General features: G+C 62.1%; 21 protein-coding genes. 3 read left to right on the plus strand and 18 right to left on the minus strand.

Going from position 1 to position 20,219, the window contains the following annotated elements:
* Positions 1–347: 347 nt before the first annotated feature.
* Positions 348–3,326 carry a TrlF family AAA-like ATPase gene (locus PVW51_RS16735; protein ID WP_274576147.1) on the plus strand — a complete coding sequence of 993 codons (2,979 nt, stop codon included), beginning with the start codon at positions 348–350 and terminating at the stop codon, positions 3,324–3,326.
* Positions 3,327–3,412: 86 nt separating this feature from the next.
* Here the strand turns inward: PVW51_RS16735 and PVW51_RS16740 are convergent, their stop codons facing one another.
* From PVW51_RS16740 to PVW51_RS16760, 5 genes are all read right to left on the minus strand, one after another.
* Positions 3,413–3,643: a DUF6429 family protein gene (locus tag PVW51_RS16740; protein ID WP_067296576.1), complete on the minus strand. Its 231-nt coding sequence runs from the start codon at positions 3,641–3,643 to the stop codon at positions 3,413–3,415.
* Between the two features lie 48 nt (positions 3,644–3,691).
* A complete protein-coding gene (locus PVW51_RS16745) occupies positions 3,692–3,949 on the minus strand; it encodes a WGR domain-containing protein (protein WP_274576188.1) in 258 nt (85 codons plus the stop codon).
* A gap of 85 nt (positions 3,950–4,034) precedes the next feature.
* Positions 4,035–4,967, minus strand: a complete 933-nt coding sequence (locus PVW51_RS16750) for a DUF2493 domain-containing protein (protein WP_274576149.1) — start codon at positions 4,965–4,967, stop codon at positions 4,035–4,037.
* A gap of 371 nt (positions 4,968–5,338) precedes the next feature.
* On the minus strand, positions 5,339–6,370 hold the full coding sequence (locus PVW51_RS16755) for a DUF7146 domain-containing protein (protein ID WP_243253629.1): 1,032 nt from the start codon (positions 6,368–6,370) through the stop codon (positions 5,339–5,341).
* Positions 6,371–6,373: 3 nt separating this feature from the next.
* Entirely contained in the window at positions 6,374–10,756 is a 4,383-nt protein-coding gene (locus tag PVW51_RS16760; RefSeq protein WP_243253628.1) for a bifunctional class I SAM-dependent methyltransferase/DEAD/DEAH box helicase, read from the minus strand.
* 176 nt (positions 10,757–10,932) lie between these two features.
* Here PVW51_RS16760 and PVW51_RS16765 point away from each other — a divergent pair, with 176 nt between their 5' ends.
* A complete protein-coding gene (locus tag PVW51_RS16765; RefSeq protein ID WP_114293637.1) occupies positions 10,933–11,226 on the plus strand; it encodes a hypothetical protein in 294 nt (97 codons plus the stop codon).
* Between the two features lie 28 nt (positions 11,227–11,254).
* Here the strand turns inward: PVW51_RS16765 and PVW51_RS16770 are convergent, their stop codons facing one another.
* The 13 genes from PVW51_RS16770 to PVW51_RS16830 all read right to left on the minus strand — a co-directional run bounded on the left by PVW51_RS16770 (position 11,255) and on the right by PVW51_RS16830 (position 19,427).
* Complete coding sequence (locus PVW51_RS16770; RefSeq protein ID WP_240310530.1) at positions 11,255–11,671, minus strand: hypothetical protein; 417 nt, start codon at positions 11,669–11,671, stop codon at positions 11,255–11,257.
* Positions 11,664–11,918, minus strand: a complete 255-nt coding sequence (locus tag PVW51_RS16775) for a type II toxin-antitoxin system prevent-host-death family antitoxin (protein ID WP_274576156.1) — start codon at positions 11,916–11,918, stop codon at positions 11,664–11,666. Before PVW51_RS16775 ends, PVW51_RS16770 begins: the two co-directional genes overlap by 8 nt.
* 77 nt (positions 11,919–11,995) lie before the next feature.
* On the minus strand, positions 11,996–12,640 hold the full coding sequence (locus PVW51_RS16780; RefSeq protein ID WP_274576157.1) for an antitoxin of toxin-antitoxin stability system: 645 nt from the start codon (positions 12,638–12,640) through the stop codon (positions 11,996–11,998).
* Positions 12,633–13,052 (minus strand): hypothetical protein, encoded by a 420-nt coding sequence (locus tag PVW51_RS16785; RefSeq protein WP_114293639.1) that lies wholly within the window; start codon positions 13,050–13,052, stop codon positions 12,633–12,635. Before PVW51_RS16785 ends, PVW51_RS16780 begins: the two co-directional genes overlap by 8 nt.
* Before the next feature lie 75 nt (positions 13,053–13,127).
* The gene (locus PVW51_RS16790; RefSeq protein WP_114293640.1) at positions 13,128–13,325 is read right to left on the minus strand and encodes a hypothetical protein; all 198 of its coding nucleotides are present in this window, start codon (positions 13,323–13,325) and stop codon (positions 13,128–13,130) included.
* 1 nt (position 13,326) lies between these two features.
* Positions 13,327–13,704 (minus strand): DUF6915 family protein, encoded by a 378-nt coding sequence (locus tag PVW51_RS16795; protein ID WP_274576158.1) that lies wholly within the window; start codon positions 13,702–13,704, stop codon positions 13,327–13,329.
* Between the two features lie 10 nt (positions 13,705–13,714).
* The gene (locus tag PVW51_RS16800; protein ID WP_274576159.1) at positions 13,715–14,206 is read right to left on the minus strand and encodes a DUF6878 family protein; all 492 of its coding nucleotides are present in this window, start codon (positions 14,204–14,206) and stop codon (positions 13,715–13,717) included.
* 102 nt (positions 14,207–14,308) lie between these two features.
* Complete coding sequence (locus PVW51_RS16805) at positions 14,309–14,827, minus strand: DNA repair protein RadC (RefSeq protein WP_274576161.1); 519 nt, start codon at positions 14,825–14,827, stop codon at positions 14,309–14,311.
* Positions 14,828–14,934: 107 nt separating this feature from the next.
* The gene (locus PVW51_RS16810) at positions 14,935–15,375 is read right to left on the minus strand and encodes a JAB domain-containing protein (protein WP_261497811.1); all 441 of its coding nucleotides are present in this window, start codon (positions 15,373–15,375) and stop codon (positions 14,935–14,937) included.
* A 126-nt stretch (positions 15,376–15,501) separates the two neighbouring features.
* The gene (locus PVW51_RS16815; protein WP_274576168.1) at positions 15,502–16,701 is read right to left on the minus strand and encodes a DUF932 domain-containing protein; all 1,200 of its coding nucleotides are present in this window, start codon (positions 16,699–16,701) and stop codon (positions 15,502–15,504) included.
* 173 nt (positions 16,702–16,874) lie between these two features.
* Positions 16,875–18,014 carry a three-Cys-motif partner protein TcmP gene (gene tcmP, locus PVW51_RS16820; RefSeq protein ID WP_274576170.1) on the minus strand — a complete coding sequence of 380 codons (1,140 nt, stop codon included), beginning with the start codon at positions 18,012–18,014 and terminating at the stop codon, positions 16,875–16,877.
* Positions 18,015–18,026: 12 nt separating this feature from the next.
* Complete coding sequence (locus tag PVW51_RS16825; protein WP_111550035.1) at positions 18,027–18,782, minus strand: DUF5131 family protein; 756 nt, start codon at positions 18,780–18,782, stop codon at positions 18,027–18,029.
* A gap of 240 nt (positions 18,783–19,022) precedes the next feature.
* Complete coding sequence (locus PVW51_RS16830; RefSeq protein ID WP_274576174.1) at positions 19,023–19,427, minus strand: single-stranded DNA-binding protein; 405 nt, start codon at positions 19,425–19,427, stop codon at positions 19,023–19,025.
* A 427-nt stretch (positions 19,428–19,854) separates the two neighbouring features.
* Here PVW51_RS16830 and PVW51_RS16835 point away from each other — a divergent pair, with 427 nt between their 5' ends.
* Positions 19,855–20,175 carry an H-NS histone family protein gene (locus PVW51_RS16835; RefSeq protein WP_274576175.1) on the plus strand — a complete coding sequence of 107 codons (321 nt, stop codon included), beginning with the start codon at positions 19,855–19,857 and terminating at the stop codon, positions 20,173–20,175.
* Positions 20,176–20,219: the final 44 nt, after the last annotated feature.

The following is a 20,219-nucleotide window of genomic DNA, read 5'->3' on the forward strand; positions in this document are numbered from 1 at the left end:
GTGGCAAACGTTTTGGGATGGCTCAGGATGAGACAGACCAAGACGTATTGGCACAGGAAGACAGCAAGGTCAGAATTCAGGGCGGAGCCTCAGCAGCCCGGCCCCGCTTGCGGGGCTTGCCCATGTCAAAAAGAGCCCAGCAGCGAAATTCAGGCAGGCCGCAGCGTACAAGGCCGCTTCGCAGGTGAAGCATCGTGCTCACCCCAAAGCCGCCGTTTGGATTCTACAGCACGCCGCAGCGCGGCTTCCCCAGATCGGTCATTCATGCTTGTCGCAGAAAATTGCGCGGTACAATGTATCTCATGTGACTTGAAGCGCTTCCTCTATGCGCAAGTGGATTAAAAGCAATGACTATTGATTACAAGAAAGATGGGTCGGGATGGCATCGGTGGGATCTCCATCTTCACGGGCCAGGAACCAAACTGGCAAATGGCTACGGCGATACCAGTGAGGAAAATCTCCGCGCCTATCTCGAAGTGCTAGAGGGCTCGGACGTTCAAGTATTTGGGATCACAGATTATTTCTCCTTTGACTCTTACTTGGCCGTTTCAGAGGCGTATGAGCGCCTTTACCCACACGGCACAAAGGTTTTTATCCCGAATTGTGAATTCCGGCTCATGGAAACAGTGAGTTCGGACGGCCGCAATGTTCACACCCATGTCCTGATCGACCCTGCGCTTGCTTCCGTAACGAAGCTGCGCACCTTGCTCAGCGATCTGCATACGCACAAAACTCGGGAAGGGCTGCGCCTTCGCTGCAGTGAGCTCACATCGCGCGAAGAATACGAACAGGCCACAATCAGTCTGTCCGATCTTCAAACGGCTCTCAAGAAGGTGTTCCCCGACGAGACGGCCTATCTGATCGTCACGGCGGCCGGCAATGATGGTCTGCGCGGCGTTGACACGAAATCCGCCCGCAGCAAATCGATCTCGGATGAGCTAGACAAGGCCAGTCACGCTTTTTTCGGGTCAGACAAGAGCACCGGCTATTTCCTTAGTACGGACCGCTACGAAGACGGCAGCCCTTCCGAGAAGAAGCCCGTCTATTCAGGTTCGGACGCTCATGCGATGGCCGATCTTGGCAGGCTCTCCGGCGACGAGGCAGGATACCCGCCGACCTGGATCAAGGCCGACTTGACGTTTAGAGGGCTCCGTCAAACGCTCTTTGAACCAAAGGGTCGCGTGCATATCGGCGAGCATCCCACCGTGTTGGAACGGCTCAATCAGGATGCAACCCGTTTCATCGCGGGGCTGCGCATTGATCAGATTGCGGGATATGCGGGAGCCAAAGGCTCCTGGTTCAGGAATGTTGCGATACCCTTCAACCCCGAGCTAACGGCTATTATTGGCAACAAGGGGAGCGGCAAGAGCGCCATCGCCGACATTCTTGGGCTCCTCGGGGAATCGCGCCAGCAAGAGCATTTCTCGTTTCTGACCGACGAAGCCCGCAACCGAAAGTTCCGCCAAAAAGGCTACGCCGAAAATTTCACGGCAACTCTGACCTGGGCGAGCGGAACCGAGCGCACGAAAAAGCTCGATGAGGATGTTGACGCGCTCCGGCCCGAAGCTGTCAAGTACCTTCCCCAGAACTACTTCGAAAGCCTGACGAACGAGATCGAGGTCAAAGCGTTTCGCAAGGAGATAGAAGAGGTTGTTTTCTCGCATGTGGAGGAATCCGACCGCATTGGGAAATCGACGTTTTCAGAACTCGAAGACCTGAAGACCGCGCAGAGCAAGAGCGACATTAGCGCCCTAAAGGTACGTCTGCGCGAGCTAAACATCGAGATCATTGAACTTGAGCAGCAAGCAGACCCTTCGACCAGCGCCCGGTTGAAAGAGCAGTTGAATCAACGGTGCGAAGAGTACCGCGTCCTTGAGAATTCGAAACCTGCGGCTGTCGAAAAGCCGGAGGAAGAAACGCCCAAGCAGCGCGCCGTATCCGAGGAGATAGAACGAACGCGAGCCCTTCAAGCGACTATCACGGAACGCGGCAAGCAGGCGGTCGACCGTCTATCGGCCATCAAGACCGACCTGACGTCGCTCGGATCGCTCAAGGAGTCCATCAACGCTCTCGACGCTCACGTGAAGCAAGGTAAGGAAGAGCTTGGTCCCATCTGTACACGCTTTGGTCTGGAGATTGACCTCATCGTTTCCCACAAGATCAGCACCGCAAGCATCGATGCCAAGATTACCAAACTTGCCGCCGAAGTGAAGGCGCTGGAGGCCGAGCACGCTGGCGAGTTTACCGAGGGCACGGACTTTACTGCGCTCACAAGCGTCCCCTCTCTACGCAAAGCCCACCAGTATCTCGCTGATAAACTGAAGGCCTTGCAGGAAACTCTATCCGCGCCGCAGCGCCGCTATCAGCGCTACCTCCAGACCCTTTCGGAAATCAAGAAGAAGATGGAAGAAGTCATGGGGAAAGATGAGAGCCCCAAGCCCGGCACCATCAAGGACTTGGAGGCCCGTATCCGCTACATCGAGGACGACCTGCAGGCGCAACTTGATACCCGTTATTCCGACCGCGACGATCTTGCGCGTTCGATTTTCACCTCCAAGGAAAAGGTGCGCTCTTTCTACGAAGGCCTGAAATCCAGCGTCGAGGAGAAGCTGGCAACCGTAAGTTCGGAGGCATTCAATGTATCGATCGACGCGTCATTTTTGCCGTCACACGAATTTCCGGGGCGCTTTCTGGAACTCGTGACCCAGACCGCGCGCGGGCCGTTTCGCGGTGCCGTAGAGGGGCGCAGCGATCTGGAAAAGCGCATGACAGACGTGAACTGGAATGAAGTTGAAACCATCCTGAGCTTTGCCAAGACCGTCATTTCCGACATCAAAGCGGAAGGTATCTCGAAACAAATCAAAGACGTTAAGCGTCTCTACGATCTGCTTTTCTCGCTGGAATATTTCGAGCCACGTTATGAGCTTCGATTGGGCGGGAAAAACCTGAACCAACTTTCCCCAGGCGAAAAAGGTCTATTGCTGCTGGTGTTCTACCTGCACCTCGACAAAGAAAAAACACCGCTGATTATCGACCAGCCGGAAGACAACCTCGACAATGACAGCATCTTTACCGTGCTAGCGCGTTGCATTCGCGAGGCTAAGAAATCTCGGCAGGTGGTATTGGTCACTCACAACCCGAACCTTGCCGTCGGGGCCGACGCCGAGCAAATTCTTTACGTGACGCTCGACAAGGCCAACAACTACAAATTCACCTATGAAAGTGGTTCGATTGAAAACCCGCGTATCAACGATGCCATCGTCAAAATTCTGGAAGGCTCCAAACCCGCGTTCGTTCAACGACGACTGAAATACCAGATAAAATAGAGTGTCCGCGTTGTAACGATGCTGCGGATGCGAGCAAATTTCGCGCAGATGCAGCGAACAATTGGAAGGTCCCGCAAAGCCGCCCGTCACTCGGCCTTGCTGAAATCCCGCGCGAGAATTTCCCGCGCATGCGCGACCCCCTCTGGGGTCAGGCTTAGCGATTTCGCCTTGTTTTTGGGATCAAAAATCAGGCCTTTCTCGAAAAGCCGGTTGGTGATGGCCCAATCGACTCCCTTCCAGACCTGATCGCCGTAATGCAGCGTCAGGCTAAGGATCGCGAGAGCAGCATCATCAATCTTATCGATGTCGAGTGCCATCTCCCCCTCGTTTTCCTGTGTCTGCCCGCTTTTCGAACCGCGAACGCTTCATTCATATCCCCGCCGCTTTTTCACCGCGGCAAGCTTCATCAGCGCGGTGACGGCGCGCCCTTCATCCGGATGCTGCTCGATCTTCATCTGCCCGCGCGCGCCAATGCGGCCCCATTCGCGCACCAAGCTGGCGCCCCCAAAGAGATCGGGCTGAATGCTCATGCAGTAAAACCGCCGCATGTTGCAGGCTGGATCGATCCGCCGCATCCGCAGGTCGGTCGGGAACACCTCAAGTTGAGCGACAGAGTGAGACATATCGTGATCCAGCAGGCTTTCTTCCAAAATATCAAGTGGACGCATGCCCTGCCACCTTGATTTCCCCATGAGGGGAAAAGGGGGCTCACGCCCCCTTTTCGAACTTCATGACCGGGATGCCCAGCTTCTTGGCCTTGTCGGCGAGGTTCTCCTGTATACCAGTTCCTGGGAACACCAGAACACCCACCGGCAGCACATCCAGCATCGCGTCGTTGCGCTTGAAGGGGGCGGCTTTGGCATGCTTGGTCCAATCGGGCTTGAAGGCCACCTGCGTCACGCCCCGGGCCTCGGCCCATTTGGCGGCGATGAGTTCTGCGCCCTTGGGGCTTCCGCCATGTAGAAGGACCATATCGGGATACTTGGTGCGGACCTGGTCGAGCTTTCCCCAGATCAGCCGGTGATCGTTGAAGTCGGTCCCGCCGGTGAGGGCAACCTTAGGGCCTGCGGGCAACATCACCTCGGTTTCTGCGCGGCGCTTGGCGGCGAGGAAGTCACGGCTGTCAATGAGCGCGGCGGTCATGTGCTGACGGTTCACCATCGAGCCGGTGCGGGGCCGCCAGGTCGATCCCGTGTGATGGACGAACTCGGTGGCGGCGTGATCCCGCATCATGTCCATGCAGTTGCGCCGTTCGATCAGGGTGAGGCCTTCGGCCGTCAGGCGCTCGAGTTCGGTGGATTTCACCTCGGAGCCGTCCTGCTCGCGCTGGAGGCGGCGCTGCGCCTGTTGGTTCTCATCGAGCGACCGCTCAACCCTCGCCGTGGCGCGGTGGAAGAGGTTGACCTGGCCCCAGAGCACCTCTTCGAGGTCGGGTTCCATGCGGGTGTCTTCCAGGCTCGCGACGAGGGCATCGAAGATGTCTGCGATGGCGACCGCAAGGCGCTGCCCATCGGGCATCGGGCGCGGATCGGGCTCATCAAAGGGACGGAAGCCATAAAGCTGCAACTCGTCGAGCGCATGGGCGGTCTGGGATGCGGTGTGGGCGGGTTCATACGTGTCGTCGTTAGTGTGGATCGTCATCTGTTTCTTGCCTCCGGGCCTGTCTCATCCGCGCGACAACCCGCGCGGCCTTCATGGGCTGCGAAAGCTGTCACTGGGGACGCCCCCTCACCCCGCCTTCGGGGCCGGAACGCATGTGGAGGAGGGCGGCAGGCAAGCTATTTGCTTCGCGATGCAAAGCGGGGGCTCGTCCCCCGCGGCGGAAATAGCTTGCCTGCCGCCCTTGAGGGGGCGTCCGCTTTGACGGCCGCCTGCCCATCTCTTGAAGGCCGCTCGGGTGTCGGGTGGATGAGATTTACCCGGGAAGAGGCAAAAGGTGATGATCCACACCCACGACAGGACTGCAGGACCCCTACCCCCTCAGCCCCTGACCACCCTCTGCGCGATGCTGCTCAGCCTGACAGGCGCTGCCGATCCTCAAGCCCGATCTGCCCTGCCAGATGCTGGCGCAGCGCCTCTTTGCCGGTCGCCCGGAGATCATCGTTGAAATCCCCGAGTTGTGGCTCGAGCACATGGCACCCAATCCCGACCTCTGTGGCTCTGGCGCTCAACCTCTCTGCCGCGCGTTGCCCGGCCGGATCGCGGTCTATGGCGATGTAAAGGCGCTGCAGCCCCTCCGGCAACTGGACCGCCCCGAGGTGACCCGACGAGAGAGCCGCCCAGACGGGAAGGCCGGAGGCCGCCTCGGACAGGGACAGCATGGTCTCGATGCCTTCGCCGACCACGAGGATGTCTTCATGCGGGGTCAACCTGACAGCATTGCCAAGGAGGTGACCCATGGCACGCCGCTGCGTCTCGACATCCGCTTTCCCCTGACCGTCAAGAGCCAGCCAGGTGCGATGCACACCCTGCAAAGCCCCTGCCCCATCGGTGACCGCCGCGATCAACGCCGGTCGTGGGATGCTCCGGGTCTGGCCCTCATCCCGATGCCAGCACTTCGGGTGGAAGCGCAGCGCACTCGTCATGCCGCCTTGGGTCAGGCCCCGGGCGCGAAGGTAGGTATCAGCAAGCGTGCCTGCGACCGGCACCGAGGCTGCAAACAATCGCGCCGCCGCCGCTGGTGTGCCACCGGGGGCCTTGGGCTTCTTCGGCACTGGCGTATTCGGGAGGATCGGCTGGGGACGGCCCAAATGCGCTCGGGCCTCGGCCAGAAGATCGGGAAAGCGCGAGATCCCGGTTCGCTCGCGGATGATGTCGAGGAGATCGCCATGCAGTCCGACAGCCGCGTCCTGCCATTTGCCACGGGCTCCCGGTCCTGATGTGGGTCCAGTCAGCCGCACGAAGAGCGACCGGCCGGGGTTGTTCTGCAAATCGCCGACGATCCAGTAGGACCCTTCCCGCCGTCCGGCGGGAAGGTAGGCGCGACACACGCTCTCTGCGTTCTCCGCCAGAGCGCGGATCACATCTTCAGTCTCGGAATACATGGCTCAGCACCCTCCACGCGCATGTAGTCCTGTCACAGGACAACGTGCAAGCAGACGATCAAGCACTGTGATGCCGCTGGAGTCTGCTGGGCAGAAGAGCCGCAGCTTCCAGGCGATGATCTCGGAGAAGAAGCCATCGGCCTTGAGCCGGTCCTTGGCGGCACCCAAAAAGCCCGACAGTTCTATCCGGTTCACCCCCATGACGCGGGACCGGTGCAACTCCATCCCCTCGGCCAAGCGCACGACCGTCTTGCCCTCCAGAACAAGGGCATGGACTTGCGCCGCCGTGAGCTTCGGCGCATCGGCGGCAAGTGTGGTCGCGACCCACGACGGCGAAACGCGGCGACCGATGATGCGCTGACCGTCATCGGTCTGCAGCCGGTAGACGCGGGTTTCATCCTGGGGGAGCTGCTTCCAGATCGGCAGCAAGAGGCCCGCCACGATGTGCAGCGTGGTTTCCGTGAATTCCGGCACCTCGGCCAGTTCTGCCGTCCAGGCTTCAGTGAAGGCCGCGCGGTCGGCTTCCAGCCAATGGGTGTCCTCCATCATTCGGGCCGGAACCGTGCTCGCTTCCGTCGGGCGGATCAGCCGCAGGCGCGGCTCGATGGTGCCGTCATCCAGCATCAGGCTGGTGGCAGGCACCTGCACCGCGGCGCGGCCCGAGCGGCTGTTGACCAGCAGGCGTGCCTTGGGGTCGTCCAGCCAGTCGAGCGCATCCGCGAGCGAGGTCGGCGTGTTGCGCCGCTTCTCCGCGATGGTCAGAAGCTGGGTTTCCGCGCCGGGACCGGGATGGGTGTAGATCACCCGGGCATCCGTGACGCGAAAGCTTTCGGCGCGCAGCGTCTCGAGCCCGAGGTCGTAGACCCCGGCGGCGATAGCGCCCTCGATCCGTTGGTCGAGGAGTTCCTCGAAGGCCGCGAAGAGCACAGCCTGCATGTCGATTGTGAGCGCCAGCAGGCGATTGAGGAAGGTGGTGATCGGCGGCAGGTCATCCTTCAGACCGTTGTCATCAGTCAGGCTGAGGCCGGTCGCATCCTCAAACGCCCCGAGCGAGCAGCCCGCAACATCACCGCGATAGAGGCGGCGGTAAAGCTGGCGCAGAGCGTCGCGGGCATAGGGGGACTCGAGATTGTCCTCGGGCCGGAACAGCCCCTGCCCGCCGGTCTGGCGTTGGCCACGCGTGATCGCCCCGAGTGTGTCGAGACGGCGCGCGATGGTCGACAGGAACCGCTTCTCCGCCTTCACATCTGTGGCGACGGGTCGGAACAGCGGCGGCTGCGCCTGATTGGTCCGGTTGGTGCGGCCCAATCCTTGGATGGCGGCGTCTGCCTTCCAGCCGGGTTCCAGCAGATAGTGGACCCGCAGGCGCTGGTTCTTGGCGCCAAGATCGGCGTGATAGCTGCGCCCGGTGCCGCCGGCATCCGAGAAGATCAGGATGCGCTTCTGGTCATCCATGAAGGCGGCGGTTTCCGCGAGATTGGCAGACCCCGCCCGGCTTTCGACGACGAGCCGCGCCAAATGACCCTCGCCCTTGCGCACGATGCGCCGCGAGCGGCCCGTCACTTCCGCCACCAGATCCGTGCCGAAGCGCTGGACGATCTGGTCCAGCGCGCCGGGCACCGGCGGCAGCGAGGCCAGATGCTCGATCAGCGCGTCGCGCCTGCGCGCGGCTTCGCGACATTCCACCGGCTGGCCGTCGCGCGTGACGGGCCGCGAAGAGAGGTTGCCTTCGCTATCGGTGAACGGCTCATAGAGCTGCACCGGGAAGGAATGGGCGAGGTAGTCCAGGCAAGCCTCTCTTGGCGTGATATCCACCCGCAGATCGTTCCACTCGTCCGTGGGGATGTCCGACAGGCGGCGCTCCATCAGCGCCTCGCCTGTCGAGACGATCTGGATGACGGCCGCGTGGCCTGCGGCGAGATCGGCGTCGATGGCAGCGATCAGGGTCGGGGTTTTCATGGAAGTGAGCAGATGGCCGAAGAAGCGCTGCTTGGCGGACTCGAAAGCCGAGCGGGCGGCGGACTTGGCCTGGCGGTTCAGCGTACCGCCGGATTCGCCAGTAATGTTGGCCGCTTCCAGCGCCGCGGACAGGTTCCGATGTATGACTCCGAAGGCGAGCGCATATGCATCATAGATCCCGCGCTGCTCCGGCGTCAGCGCATGTTCCAGCATCTCGTATTCGACGCCGTCATAGGACAGCGAGCGCGCCGTGTAGAGGCCAAGCGACCGCAGATCGCGGGCCAGGACCTCCATCGCGGCAACGCCGCCCGCCTCAATCGCTTGCACGAATTCCGCGCGCGTCGCGAACGGGAAATCCTCGCCGCCCCAAAGACCGAGGCGCTGCGCATAGGCGAGGTTGTGCACCGTCGTTGCACCGGTGGCCGAAACATAGACCACGCGGGCATTGGGCAGCTTATGCTGCAGGCGCAGGCCCGCCCTGCCCTGCTGCGAGGCCGTGACATCGCCGCGCTCGCCTTTCGATCCAGCGGCGTTGGCCATGGCATGGCTTTCGTCAAAGAGGACCACCCCGTCGAAATCAGCTCCGAGCCAGTCGACGATCTGATCGACGCGGGACTTTTTTACGCTCCGCTCCTCGGAACGCAGCGTGGCATAGGTGGTGAACAGAATGCCCTCGGAGAGCGGGATGTCTTTGCCTTGCGCAAAGCGCGACAGCGGCGTCACCAGCAAGCGTTCCTGGCCAAGGGCCGACCAGTCGCGCTGCGCATCCTCCAGCAGCTTGTCACTTTTGGAGATCCAGAGCGCTTTGCGCCGACCCTGCGTCCAGTTGTCGAGCACAATCCCAGCCGACTGGCGGCCCTTGCCCGCACCGGTGCCATCGCCAAGGAAGAAGCCACGGCGGAAGCTGACGGCGTCCGCGGCATCGTCGGGCGCGGCCGAGACCATGTCGCCGGTTTCATCGACAGTCCAAGACCCGGCAAGATACGCGCCATGCGCCTCGCCCGCGTAGATCACGGTCTCGATTTGCGCATCGGAGAGCAGACCGTTGCGCAGCACGGCGGCGGGGAGTTTCGGCCGGTAGCTGGGTTTTGGGGGAGCGACCGAAGCCATGGCCGCAGATTGCACAAGCTTGGTCGGGTGCGGTGTGGCGCCGGGGATGTCGATCGCCTGCAGCCGGTAGGTCTCATAAATGGCATCCGACAGGCGCGCGCTGGCTCCATCCTCGGTAGCATCGCGCAGTGTGTAGGCGAGGTCTGTGGCCTCTAGCTGCGCGCCAGTGGTGGCGAGGGGTGTTGCGAGCGTGGCGCGCGATGTGCCGATGGCGGCGCGCGTGGTGCGGGCAGGGTTTCCCGGGAAGGGGGAAGTGGGGACGTGCGCGCTAGGGCTTCGGGCGTCCAGCGCGAGGCGCGGGGGGACGTGGGCAGTGATCAGCGACAGCAGGCTAGCCACATCGGACGAAATCGGGCGCGCCAGATCGGCTGTGATGCCGCCCGCCTCGCCACCGCGGCATTTGTCGAAGACCGAAATCCGCGTCTCGAAGCTGGTGCCGTGCTTGGCGAAGGCCGCACCCGACACAGCACCCGTAAAGACCAGATGCGCGGTCTGGGTCAGACACGCGAAGGTTTCCGCCCAGGCGGGCGCATCGGGCGCGAAACCGGCGCCGGTGATGGCCACAAGCCGTCCGCCGGGGACCAGGCGCGCGAGCGCAGAGCGCAGATGCCGCGCTGTCGCCTCGGTGGTGCGGGCGTCGACATTGGCCACCGCCGAGAACGGCGGGTTCATCAGGATCACGCTCGGGCGCAGCCCCGCGTCCAGATGATCGTCGATCTGGGCTGCGTCAAAGCCCGTGACAGGCCGGCCCGGAAACAAGCGACGGAGGAGATCAGCGCGGGTGTCGGCAAGCTCGTTCAGCGCGAGGCTGCCGCCCGCGATTTCCGCGAGGACCGCCAGAAGGCCCGTCCCAGCCGATGGCTCCAGCACCAGATCGCGCGCGGTGATCTGTGCTGCAGCCATTGCGGCCAGCCCCATAGGCATCGGCGTCGAGAACTGCTGGAACCGCTCCATCTCCTCGGACCGCCGCGTATGGGTCGGCAAAAGGCCGGACACCTTGGCAAGGATCGGCAGCAGCGCTGCGGGCGAGCCCGCCCGCGCCAACAGCGCGCGGCCGAATTTCCGCAGGAACAGGACCAGCGCTGCCTCGCCTGCTTCATAGGCCAGCTTCCAGTCCCAGGCGCCGGTCGCGTCAGAGCCGCCAAAGGCGCGCTCCATCTCAAGGCGCAGGCGCAGCACGTCGATCTGGAAACCTTGCGCCAGATCAGGCTGCAGCGCTTCGGCCACCCTCAAGATCGCAGCGGCCGTATCGGGGGACGGGATGGGGACAACAGACGCAAGGGCGCGCTCGGTCGCAAAATGGGCGAGATGGGTCATCGGGAAACTCCGGAATGAGGGACAGGATCAGCCCCGGACACCCTCTTTCGGGCACCCTCAGGCCTGACCTTCCCCGGCCCTCCTCTTCCTCTCAAACCCCATGATTTCCTGAGGTGGCTTGCCTTTGTTCCTGTTATGTTCTATTTTGAGAGCCAAGCTAGGAAGGGAGATCCCCGATGGAAAGCACCACTTACGCCCTGCCCGCGACCCCTAAGCAGATCGCCTATGCGCGCGCGCTGGCCCTGCGCAACCAGACGCTTTTGCCGTGGGAGATTCAGCAAGATCGGCGGTCCCTGAGCGCATGGATTGACGCGCAAGCCAAGCTGAACCCGGGCGCGCAGGACAGCCGCCCGACATCAAAGCAGGTCGCCTTTGCCGAGCGCCTCGCCCGCATCAAGCGCCGCGCCGTGCCGGATGAATGCTTCCGTGACAAGGGGCTGATGTCGAAGTGGATCGACGGGAACAAGTAAAGCTGGGCTGACCCTGCGGTGATCGAGACTACTTCAGCCGATCGACAACGGATGCCCCGCCCGACTTGGCAAGCGCGATCAGGCTGGACTGGATCTTGGATGTGAAGACGGAACTGAACGTGCCAATGGGCGTGCGGTCCTCCCAGACATAGGACCGCTCCAGAATATCCGTGTTGATCTCGTCCAGCATGACCCATTTGCGGACATGGGTCTCTAACCCCACGCGCTGCGACTCGATCTGTGGCACCTCGATAAATTTGCGCGAGGGCAAGGGCGGCTGCGTCGTGATCGGCAGGATGAACACCACGGTCTCGCTATCGGACTTGGCGACAGTGACGGCGATACAGACAGGCCGCGTCTTGCGGCCCTCGGTCTCACCCGCCATCTGCTCGCGTTTCCAAAGGAACGGATAGTGGAAAACCTCTCCAGCACTCGGCTCAGTCATCCGCCCGCGTCAAGTCCCGCTCGAGCCCTTCTATCATCAGCGCCTTGAGATCCTCGGGCATCTCGTCAACCATATGAGCCTGCTGTGTGGCCCCTCGCGCGAGCTGCTGATACTGGTCCATGCTCATCAGCACGAATTTGGGTTTGCGATGCTTGGTGATCGCAATCGGCGACCGAATGGCCGCGTCGAACAGGTCACTTGTGTGCCGCGTCAGGTCGGCCGCCTTGAACTCGGGAAGATCATGCATGATCGAGGTCTCCATTTGTGCAGAATATACATACATTCTGGATATTCTGCAAGAGATGGGTTGCGCCCGCCCATGTGTCATCCGAACCGCCGCCCTGCTTCGGTGAAGGTGTATTCATTGGCGATGATGCCGTCCTCAACGGACTCGTCCGAGGTCAGGTGGTCGTATTCAGCCTCAAGCTGGCGGTAGAGCCAGCGGGCCAGATCGCGGAACGCCTCGGTCACGGTCTCCTCGGCGTCCTCGGTCGGCGGCTGCCAGGTCGGGCTTTCGCGCGTGACGTCCACCGACATGGTGTATTCGTGGTAGTAGCGCCCGCGATGGCTGACCTCGGCGGCGAGCTGGTAGAAGTTCCGCCGCTGGATGGCCTGCAACCGATCCGCCATACCATGCAGCGTCGTGTCGCTCGGGGCGTAGTCCCGGATGCGCGCGGCCGCGCCCTTGGCGTGGGACCAATAGCCTCCGAAGCAGGCTCCGTCGCCCTGGCTCCAGAAGCCGGAGAACCAGATGCAGGGCTTGGCCCGTGTCCCGCCGCCCATCAGACGGACGGGCGTGGTCTTCAGGCGAATGCCGAGGATCTCGCAGACCCTCTCGAAATCCTCGTAGACCGCGTCCCACCAGTCGTCGTGGGGGCCGAGTTCGCGATACCAGCTGCGCGCTTTTTCCTTGGCGGCATCCAAGAGTTCGGGGAACTGGTAGACCTTGGTGCAGATGATCTCAGGCATCGACGTCCTCCCCATTCAGTGCAGCGGCCAGCCATTCTTGCGTGCTGGTCCAGCCGATAGACTTGCGAGCACCGAGATCGATGGCATGCGCGCCGCCGCCGCAGGCGTCGAGGCGAGGTCGGGAGCAGGTCAGGGCGTACTGGAAGCCCCAAAGGCCGATGAGGTCGAGCTCTTCCGCCAGGCGCAGCACGAAGCGGATGACCGCCTCGACATCGCCGTGGTCGTCGTCATGGATCCAAAGGGTGCTGCCCTCGGGGGCATCCTGGCGCACGAGATCGAAGCCCGCGACCTCCGGGTCATCGGCGTCCTGATCCGCAGCGCGGAGTTCCTGGAACAGCGCGAGCGCGCGGGCAGCCTTGTCAGGGGTGCCAACGTCGAGCAGGCACGAGAAATAGGTGAAGTAATCCGCCAAGGGGACCTCCTGAATGGGGAAGACCCGACCATGAGGCCGGGCGTTGTGTAGGGATGAAGGAGTGGTTGGCGGCGATCAGCCGGTGGGACTGTCGCCCGCCGCCTGTCGCGCGGCATGCGCGCAGAGCATCTGCCGGTAGAAGCGCTTGCGCGCCGTCCGGAAGCTGCGCACGGCGCGCGTATCGGGGTGAAGCGCCCGGACCGCCGCGCGCAGAACTGTCTGAGGCGATGCCGTCGGCGGCAGACCGAGGCGCAAGTATGCGGGATCAGTCATGTCAGCTGACCTCGACCACGGGCGAGGCGTGATGCGGATCGACCTGCGCCTCGATCCGCTCGGACCGGCCCATCCAGGGTTCGGGCCGGATGGCCTTCACCCAATCGGCAAAGCTCGGGATGAAGCCGAGATCCTCTTTCACATGTTGTTCGCCAACCCATCGGGTCGGGATGAAGCGCCCGGTCGAGAGCGTGAGGGTCTGGCCGAAGATCGTCTCGGCCATGAATATGCCCTCGGCATGGTGCCGCAGGGCCCGGTGCCGAAAATCGGCGGTGATCTCCTTGCTCTGGTCGAACCAGGTATGCACGGCGATGAAATCATCGACCGTGCCGCCCCATTTCTTCACCGAGGACAGGGCGTGGTGATAGGGATGTGCCATCGCCGCCCCCTCAGAAATCGTGCGTGTAAAGTTCGGACGAGGTGAAGCGCTCGTTGAACTCGAGATGGATGCAGCGTGCGGACGCATCGAAGCAGAACTCGCCCCACGCGCCGTCATTGTTTTCCCAACCGCCATGGGTGTCGGAGAGGAAGTCATAGGCCAGCTGCTCGACGACATCTTCCAGCGAGAGCTGCCGCATCTCGACCTCGGGGTCGTCCCAGGTCAGTGCCGCATAGGCGATCTCGGTCGCCGGGAAATCGACCGCGGTCTCGCCGGACCAGGCGCCGATGCTTTCGATCTGGCCGCTGTCCCCGGCACCGTCGAAGGTCACGGTGACATGGGTGATGCCGGCGGCCATGAGACCGTCAAACAGGCGGTCCTTGTTGCCAGGGCGCAGCGCGTCGATCCGGGCCGCGCGTTCGGCATGCGCCGCGAAGATCTGCGCCATGTCGACGGTCGGGGATGCCATCGGCAGTGCGAGCGTGGGTTCAGTCAGGGTCATCGTGTGTCTCCGGTAAGGGGGAAGGTATGGGAGCCGGGCCGGGCGATCTCTCTCCCCCGGACAAGCTCCAAATCCCCCCTGCCCTCCTCTGCCTCTCGGCCTTCACGCCGCGACCTGCAGCGCTCGGGCGGCGAAGGCGCGCCAGAGCGGGTCGACGAGCCGCCCATCCAGAAGATCGGCGCGGTGGCGCAACTGAGCCGCCATATCGGGCTCGCCCCAGACGGACGCGCGGCCCGCCTGCGCGCGCAACTGGCTTGCCTCGGTCACGACACCCCGCGCCTCGGCCGCGCTCATCACCGGGTGACACCACGCGACGGCGTGGTCTATGGCGGCCCCGGCCAGCACAAGGCGCTCGTCGCGGTCGAGGATCGCCAGAAGCTGGGGCGCGGCGTCAGAGGCGATCGCATCGGCGTGGTCGATCGCGCCCTGCATGGCCCCGGCCAACGTTGCGAAACGGGCGAGGACGAGTGGAACGGCCCGGCCCAACAGAAGGTCGGCCGGTGCGCGGCGCGACAGGGTCAGGGCGAAGGGATGGTGGAGTTCAGGGCCGCCAGTCGGAAAATGCGGCGGGACGCCCCGCGCGTAGGCGGTCGGGAGGATGGGCAATGGCAGGTCGAACATGGGGAGATCTCCGACGGCGCGGGAAGCCTCTCTCCCCGCTTCACCGTCAAAGACAAAACCGCCGCCCTCTTCCTCGAAGGGGCAGCGGCGATGGGTCTGATAGGCCCTCAGAGCTTGCCCAGAGCACGCAGGCTCAGCTCTGTTCCGGCACCCACGATGATGTGGTCATGCAGCGTCAGGCCGAGATACTTGCACCCCTTCTGGATCTCCTTGGTCATGCTGAGATCGGCTTCCGACGGGGTCGGATCGCCAGAGGGATGGTTGTGGATCAGGATCAGGGCGCTGGCGTTCAGCATAAGCGCCCGCTTGATCACCTCACGCGGATAGACCGGGACGTGATCCACCGTGCCAGTAGACAAGAGCTCATCGGAGATGATGCGGTTCTTGCGGTCGAGATAGAGGACGTGGAAGCGCTCGACCGGGCCGCGCACGGTCAGAGCGCAATAGTCCATCAGCGCCTGCCAGCTGCCGATGACCGGATTCTGGCTGAGGTAGCGGCCGAGGATGTCGCGGGCCTCGAGGACGATAGTTTCTTCCTGGGGTGTCATGGGGGTCTCGCTGAAATGCGCAGGCCGACGCCCCCTGCCCTTTCGGGGCAAAGCCGACGGCGTGCATGTTGAGAAATAGCTGCAGCGACCGCCCCGGTGTCGGGCGATCGCTGCATGGGTGCTTGGTCAGCCGACCCGGTCGAGGAGCTTCTTGGCGCGCCCCTCCATGTCGAGCCGCGCATCCTGCTGGGTCTTGTCGCGCGCCAGCCGCGTGATGCCCTGCACGAAGTCGAAGATGCTCTCGGGCGGGCGGCCCTCTTCCATCAGTACCTTCTCGATGATCTTGCCGGACTCCGCCTTCGAGAAGCCCCGCTTGCGCAGGAAATCCGCGCGATCCTCATCGCTGCGTGCCACGATCTGCTGCCGCGCGGCCTTGATGCCGTTCACGAAGCCCTGCGGCGAGGAATTGGCGAACCGCGTCAGCGCCGGGGCCGCCTCGTGGGCAAAGCGGGAGGCCGCGTATTTCGAATGGCGGATCCGGATCTCCTGAAAATCCTCGACGCCCCAGAGGTTGCGGTTCTGGCACACTGCCCGCAGGTAGAAGCTCGCCATGCCGAGGGTCTTGGCGCCCACCTCCGAATTCCAGCAATAAAAGCCCCGGAAGTAGAGATCGGGGGAGCCGTCCGGCAGCTTGCCCGCCTCAATCGGGTTGCGATCATCAACCAAGAACAGGAAGACATCGCGATCCGAGGCGTAAAGCGTGGTCGTGTCGCGGCTGATCTCGACATCGGGGTTGTAGACCCCGGTCGACCAGTCGAGCACGCCCGGCACTTTCCAGCGCGTGTCGCCCGTGCCATTGCCCGCGATGCGCTGCACCGCCTCGACAAGTTCGAAGTCATGGATGCGGCCATAGTCGGGGCCGGTCACGGCGCGCAGTTCCGTGCGGCCATCTTCGGTCTCAAAAGTCTTCACCTGCTCGGCGCGGTGGTTGGTCAGGCCGTATTGCAGGTTGATCCCCGCCAGCGGCGCGGGCAGCTGCCGCAGATAGGACGCCGGAGCGCCGACGATGCTGGCAAGCTGGCCAAAGGCCCAATGCGTGGGCGCGACTGGCTCATGCGCTTTCGGCAGCATCAGGTGCAACCGCTCGGGGTTGTCGCGCGCGGCCTCGACACGGATATCCGCCGTCTGCACCACCCGGCTGCGGCTGCGTTCCGACCGGCCTTTCACATTGGCCCAGAGATCGTCGAGCGACAGATACCGCTCGTCGTCGGGCCGGTTGAACCATTCGGACGACACCCGCCCGTTCCGCTCACCCCGGATCACATCCACCTTCCAGCCACCCGCCCGCGCCGGTGCGACCGGATCCAGAACTTCCACAACACCCATCGGTATTCCTCCGTGACAGGCGCCGGAAGCCACTCTCCCAGCCTTTAACCTGTCGCGAAAGCAACCAGCCTTTCTCTCACTCTAAATCGGTTTGGGAAGAGGGTGGGCGTCTGATGAACATGCGAAGGCCAGCTTGCGCTTGGCGCGAGCCGCTATTCGTGGCTTTAGGTCTCTCAGACCAAGAAGATTGCGGTATCCGGCTGGGGAACTCGCTTTCTCGGCGGAAGTTCGAAATTGATGACGCCCCGCTCCCGCATATCCAAAAGGACACTGTTCAGATGCTTGCGGCGAATTGGAACTTCCTCCATCGCCTGATTGAACATCGGGCCAGGAAATGCCCGCATTCGGCCTTTCAGGAAACTCACGATTATCTCCTCAGCCCGTTTTCTATTCGCTTTGCACCCGACGCCTTTCTGTTCCTGCTGGATCGCTGCGATGTCGGCAGAAGAGAACAAGCTGACTTGCGGGCTGTCACCTTCGCGGAGGTTGTGACGCATCACTAGTTCCTGCTTCTCGACCTTCTCTTGAACGTCGCGGAATACTTCCAACCCGGACGGGCTCTGCGTACCGAGTATTAGACGCATCTTCACTCGCTCGCGCCTCGGCACCATGATCGAGAAATCGGGTAGATATGATGCCACTTTGTTCGAGCGCATCGCGGCCTTCATCAGGTACAGCATCTTCTGCTCGTTGCTCCAGCCGGCGGGTAGGTGCGCGAACTCATCAGCCCATGCCGCGTCCGCTAGGAACCGCCCGAAGGACGCCTCAACCTCGTGATATTCAGCATGTCGGTTGATGTGGTCCGACATGAAATTCAGCATGAACTCGCCATTCTGTTCACGCAGGAAGCGGAACACCTCTTCGTTACGAATGTTCCATCCGGTCGGGTCAATGAAGGTGAACGTGAAACCGTCAGTCAGTTTGGCGGCGATCGCATTGAGGTTGTCTTCGAATGCACCTTCGAGAACGTGTATCTCGAACCGCCCTTTCGAAGCAGCGTACTCCCGAAGGCGCGCAACCGCTTCTGGACGCTGTTCGCAGAAACAGAAGCGAATTTTCAGTCCACCGACGCCGCGCTTTTCTAGATCAGCGCGAACAGCTTCCAAAGTGTTGATTGCCTGATCGAACGACGCATCTGAATACTTAGCGTCATCAGATATGCGCCAAGGTCCGGCAAAGGCATCTACGAAATTGAATGAAGGAGAATGGCCTTGCAGCGTCTTGTATGCCGCTGCTTGGAGGTATTTCGTCAGGAACTGGTGCTTAATGAATGATTGTTCGCGGTCGCGGTAAAGGTCTAAATCTGCTTCCATACGTGTCTCTCGCTATTGCAATTCGGCCATGATCGCCTTCGGCACGATTTGCCACGGGAACCCGTTCCATTCTTCGCCTTCGAGCAGACGACCGCCGGATTTCGGCCGCGCACCGCCCCACTGTTTGAAGAAGAAAGCAACTTCGTATCGCTCACAGGCAACGCGCAATTCGGTCGCCCACGCCGCTTCCATCGGACGAGCGCCGGGCCCACTTTCGCCGCCGACAATCGCCCAAGCAACACTTGTCAGATCGACCTCGCCAATCGGGCCTAGCAGCGGTTCGAATGAGATGAAGCGCGCATCCGAGTTGATCTGCCGAAGGTGTTCAATCCGCCCTTTGTGTGCGGCATCCTCGACGGACACGCCAAGCCAGATATGCGACGGCACTCGCCCACCGTTGTAGCGGCGGCGCACGTAGTTGCGCATCAGTGATGAGCGCTTGGTCAGGACTTGATAGACATGCCAGTCGGCGGCCTCCATCGCATCGAACACGTGGTCGATGAACTCACGCGGAATATCCTTGTGGAACAGGTCGCTCATCGAGTTGACGAAGATCATTCGCGGCTTCTTCCACTGTGCGAGCTGCCCAAGGCGTGACGGCCATAGGCGCAAGTCGAAACCTTGTTCGTATGGATGTCCTTGAATACCGCGCCAGCGTTCAGCGAACCTTTCTGCGTAGCAATGTTCGCAGCCGGGACCGACCTTCGTGCATCCCGTCACAGGATTCCATGTCGCATCCGTCCATTCGATTTCAGATTTCTGTGCCATCCTGCTCCACCTCTTTTTGTGGATAACTCTAATGGCATATACACAGATGAGGAACTCCTAAGTTTGTTGAACATCGATCTACGGAAACCCGCGATGCAAACTTTCAATCTTGGAAATGTTGTAAGTTGCGTCAGCGGCAGGTCGCTAGAGGTCAATTTGTAGAGGCGCCAGACCGGTTTGAGCCAAGATTGGCCAATCCCGGCGGGTTTCCCCGCCGGGCCTAAGGGGAAGACCCCGTTCTCAGAACGGGATCTCGTCGTCGCGGTCGACCAGCTCGGGGTTTTCGTTCTCGGCCGACTTCGGGCGGCTCAGGAAGTCGACCTTCTCGGCGATGATCTCGCAGCCGTAGCGGTCGTTCCCCATGCTGTCGATCCACTTGGTGTAGTGGATGCGGCCGTGGACGAGGACCTTCATGCCCTTTTCGCAATGCTCCGCGACCGTCTTGCCGAGACCGTTGAAGCAGGTGATGCGGTGCCATTCGGTGTCCATGACCCGGTAGCCGTTCTCGTCGCGCAGGACGCGACCTTCCGAGAGGCGGGGGCGGGAGGTGGCGAGGCTGAAGTTGGTGATCTTGATGCCACCCTGGGTGGTGCGGACTTCGGGGGTCTGACCGATGTTGCCGGCGAGGATGACGATGTTCTGCATGATTAGCTCCTGTGTTTCCTGTCTTCGGGACCGTCCCTTCGACAAGACCCGGAAAAAGCCCGTCGGGCGACGCGTGCACGGTGGACAGCATGGACACCGGAAACCCCCAAAGGACCGGGGTGGAGCGGGCAGGACGCAATAGCGGCCAACACGGCCCGGTCTGACGCGGGGTTGCGCGCGCGAGCCCGAACGGGATTAGGGGATTGTCAGTCGAAGGGATGGCCCGGGAGACAGAGATGCGCGGGGAGCCCATGCCAGAACCCGTCACCCGGCCAATCGAGACCGCCTGACCCCAAGTTCAGCACCTGCCTGGCGGCAAAACGACGATCACCAGCCTTTGCCACCCCTGCCCCAGCCTTCCAGGAGTTGCGGCGCCCTGCATCGACGGGCTATCGATACCGGGACATTCAGGACACGGACCGCACAAATGGCTGATTGCGATCTCGAGCCACTGTCGCTCGGCGAGCTGAAGAAAATGCAGAAGGACGTCGCCAAGGCGATTGCCACATTCGAGGATCGGCAGAAGGCGGAAGCCCGCGCCAAGGTAGAAGCTGTCGCCCGGGATCTGGGCTATTCATTGGCCAAACTCGTCGGGACAGATAGCAAGACCAAGCGCGCTCCAGTCGCACCAAAATACCAGCACCCTGAGAACCCGGCCGTCACCTGGTCTGGTCGCGGGCGTAAACCGCAGTGGTTCGTAGACGCGCTGGCTGCTGGCACAACGGCTGGTGATCTGGAAATTCGCTGAAAGATTACCAACCCTGTGGCTAAAGAGTCCGAGGCGGATCGGTG

It is taken from the genome of Sulfitobacter sp. PR48 (genome assembly GCF_028807335.1).
Classification (GTDB): Bacteria; Pseudomonadota; Alphaproteobacteria; order Rhodobacterales; family Rhodobacteraceae; genus Sulfitobacter.

Excerpts from the sequence above, each read along its gene's own strand:
- PVW51_RS16810 (WP_261497811.1), bottom strand. The coding sequence starts at position 15,375 with ATGACACCCCAGGAAGAAACTATCGTCCTCGAGGCCCGCGACATCCTC.
- PVW51_RS16775 (WP_274576156.1), bottom strand. The coding sequence starts at position 11,918 with ATGCATGATCTTCCCGAGTTCAAGGCGGCCGACCTGACGCGGCACACA.
- PVW51_RS16800 (WP_274576159.1), bottom strand. The coding sequence starts at position 14,206 with ATGACCCTGACTGAACCCACGCTCGCACTGCCGATGGCATCCCCGACC.
- PVW51_RS16760 (WP_243253628.1), bottom strand. The coding sequence starts at position 10,756 with ATGACCCATCTCGCCCATTTTGCGACCGAGCGCGCCCTTGCGTCTGTT.
- PVW51_RS16815 (WP_274576168.1), bottom strand. The coding sequence starts at position 16,701 with ATGGGTGTTGTGGAAGTTCTGGATCCGGTCGCACCGGCGCGGGCGGGT.
- PVW51_RS16805 (WP_274576161.1), bottom strand. The coding sequence starts at position 14,827 with ATGTTCGACCTGCCATTGCCCATCCTCCCGACCGCCTACGCGCGGGGC.
- PVW51_RS16780 (WP_274576157.1), bottom strand. The coding sequence starts at position 12,640 with ATGCCTGAGATCATCTGCACCAAGGTCTACCAGTTCCCCGAACTCTTG.
- PVW51_RS16750 (WP_274576149.1), bottom strand. The coding sequence starts at position 4,967 with ATGACGATCCACACTAACGACGACACGTATGAACCCGCCCACACCGCA.
- tcmP (WP_274576170.1), bottom strand. The coding sequence starts at position 18,014 with ATGGAAGCAGATTTAGACCTTTACCGCGACCGCGAACAATCATTCATT.
- PVW51_RS16825 (WP_111550035.1), bottom strand. The coding sequence starts at position 18,782 with ATGGCACAGAAATCTGAAATCGAATGGACGGATGCGACATGGAATCCT.
- PVW51_RS16745 (WP_274576188.1), bottom strand. The coding sequence starts at position 3,949 with ATGTCTCACTCTGTCGCTCAACTTGAGGTGTTCCCGACCGACCTGCGG.
- PVW51_RS16740 (WP_067296576.1), bottom strand. The coding sequence starts at position 3,643 with ATGGCACTCGACATCGATAAGATTGATGATGCTGCTCTCGCGATCCTT.
- PVW51_RS16770 (WP_240310530.1), bottom strand. The coding sequence starts at position 11,671 with ATGACTGAGCCGAGTGCTGGAGAGGTTTTCCACTATCCGTTCCTTTGG.
- PVW51_RS16755 (WP_243253629.1), bottom strand. The coding sequence starts at position 6,370 with ATGTATTCCGAGACTGAAGATGTGATCCGCGCTCTGGCGGAGAACGCA.
- PVW51_RS16790 (WP_114293640.1), bottom strand. The coding sequence starts at position 13,325 with ATGACTGATCCCGCATACTTGCGCCTCGGTCTGCCGCCGACGGCATCG.
- PVW51_RS16835 (WP_274576175.1), top strand. The coding sequence starts at position 19,855 with ATGGCTGATTGCGATCTCGAGCCACTGTCGCTCGGCGAGCTGAAGAAA.
- PVW51_RS16795 (WP_274576158.1), bottom strand. The coding sequence starts at position 13,704 with ATGGCACATCCCTATCACCACGCCCTGTCCTCGGTGAAGAAATGGGGC.
- PVW51_RS16830 (WP_274576174.1), bottom strand. The coding sequence starts at position 19,427 with ATGCAGAACATCGTCATCCTCGCCGGCAACATCGGTCAGACCCCCGAA.
- PVW51_RS16765 (WP_114293637.1), top strand. The coding sequence starts at position 10,933 with ATGGAAAGCACCACTTACGCCCTGCCCGCGACCCCTAAGCAGATCGCC.
- PVW51_RS16735 (WP_274576147.1), top strand. The coding sequence starts at position 348 with ATGACTATTGATTACAAGAAAGATGGGTCGGGATGGCATCGGTGGGAT.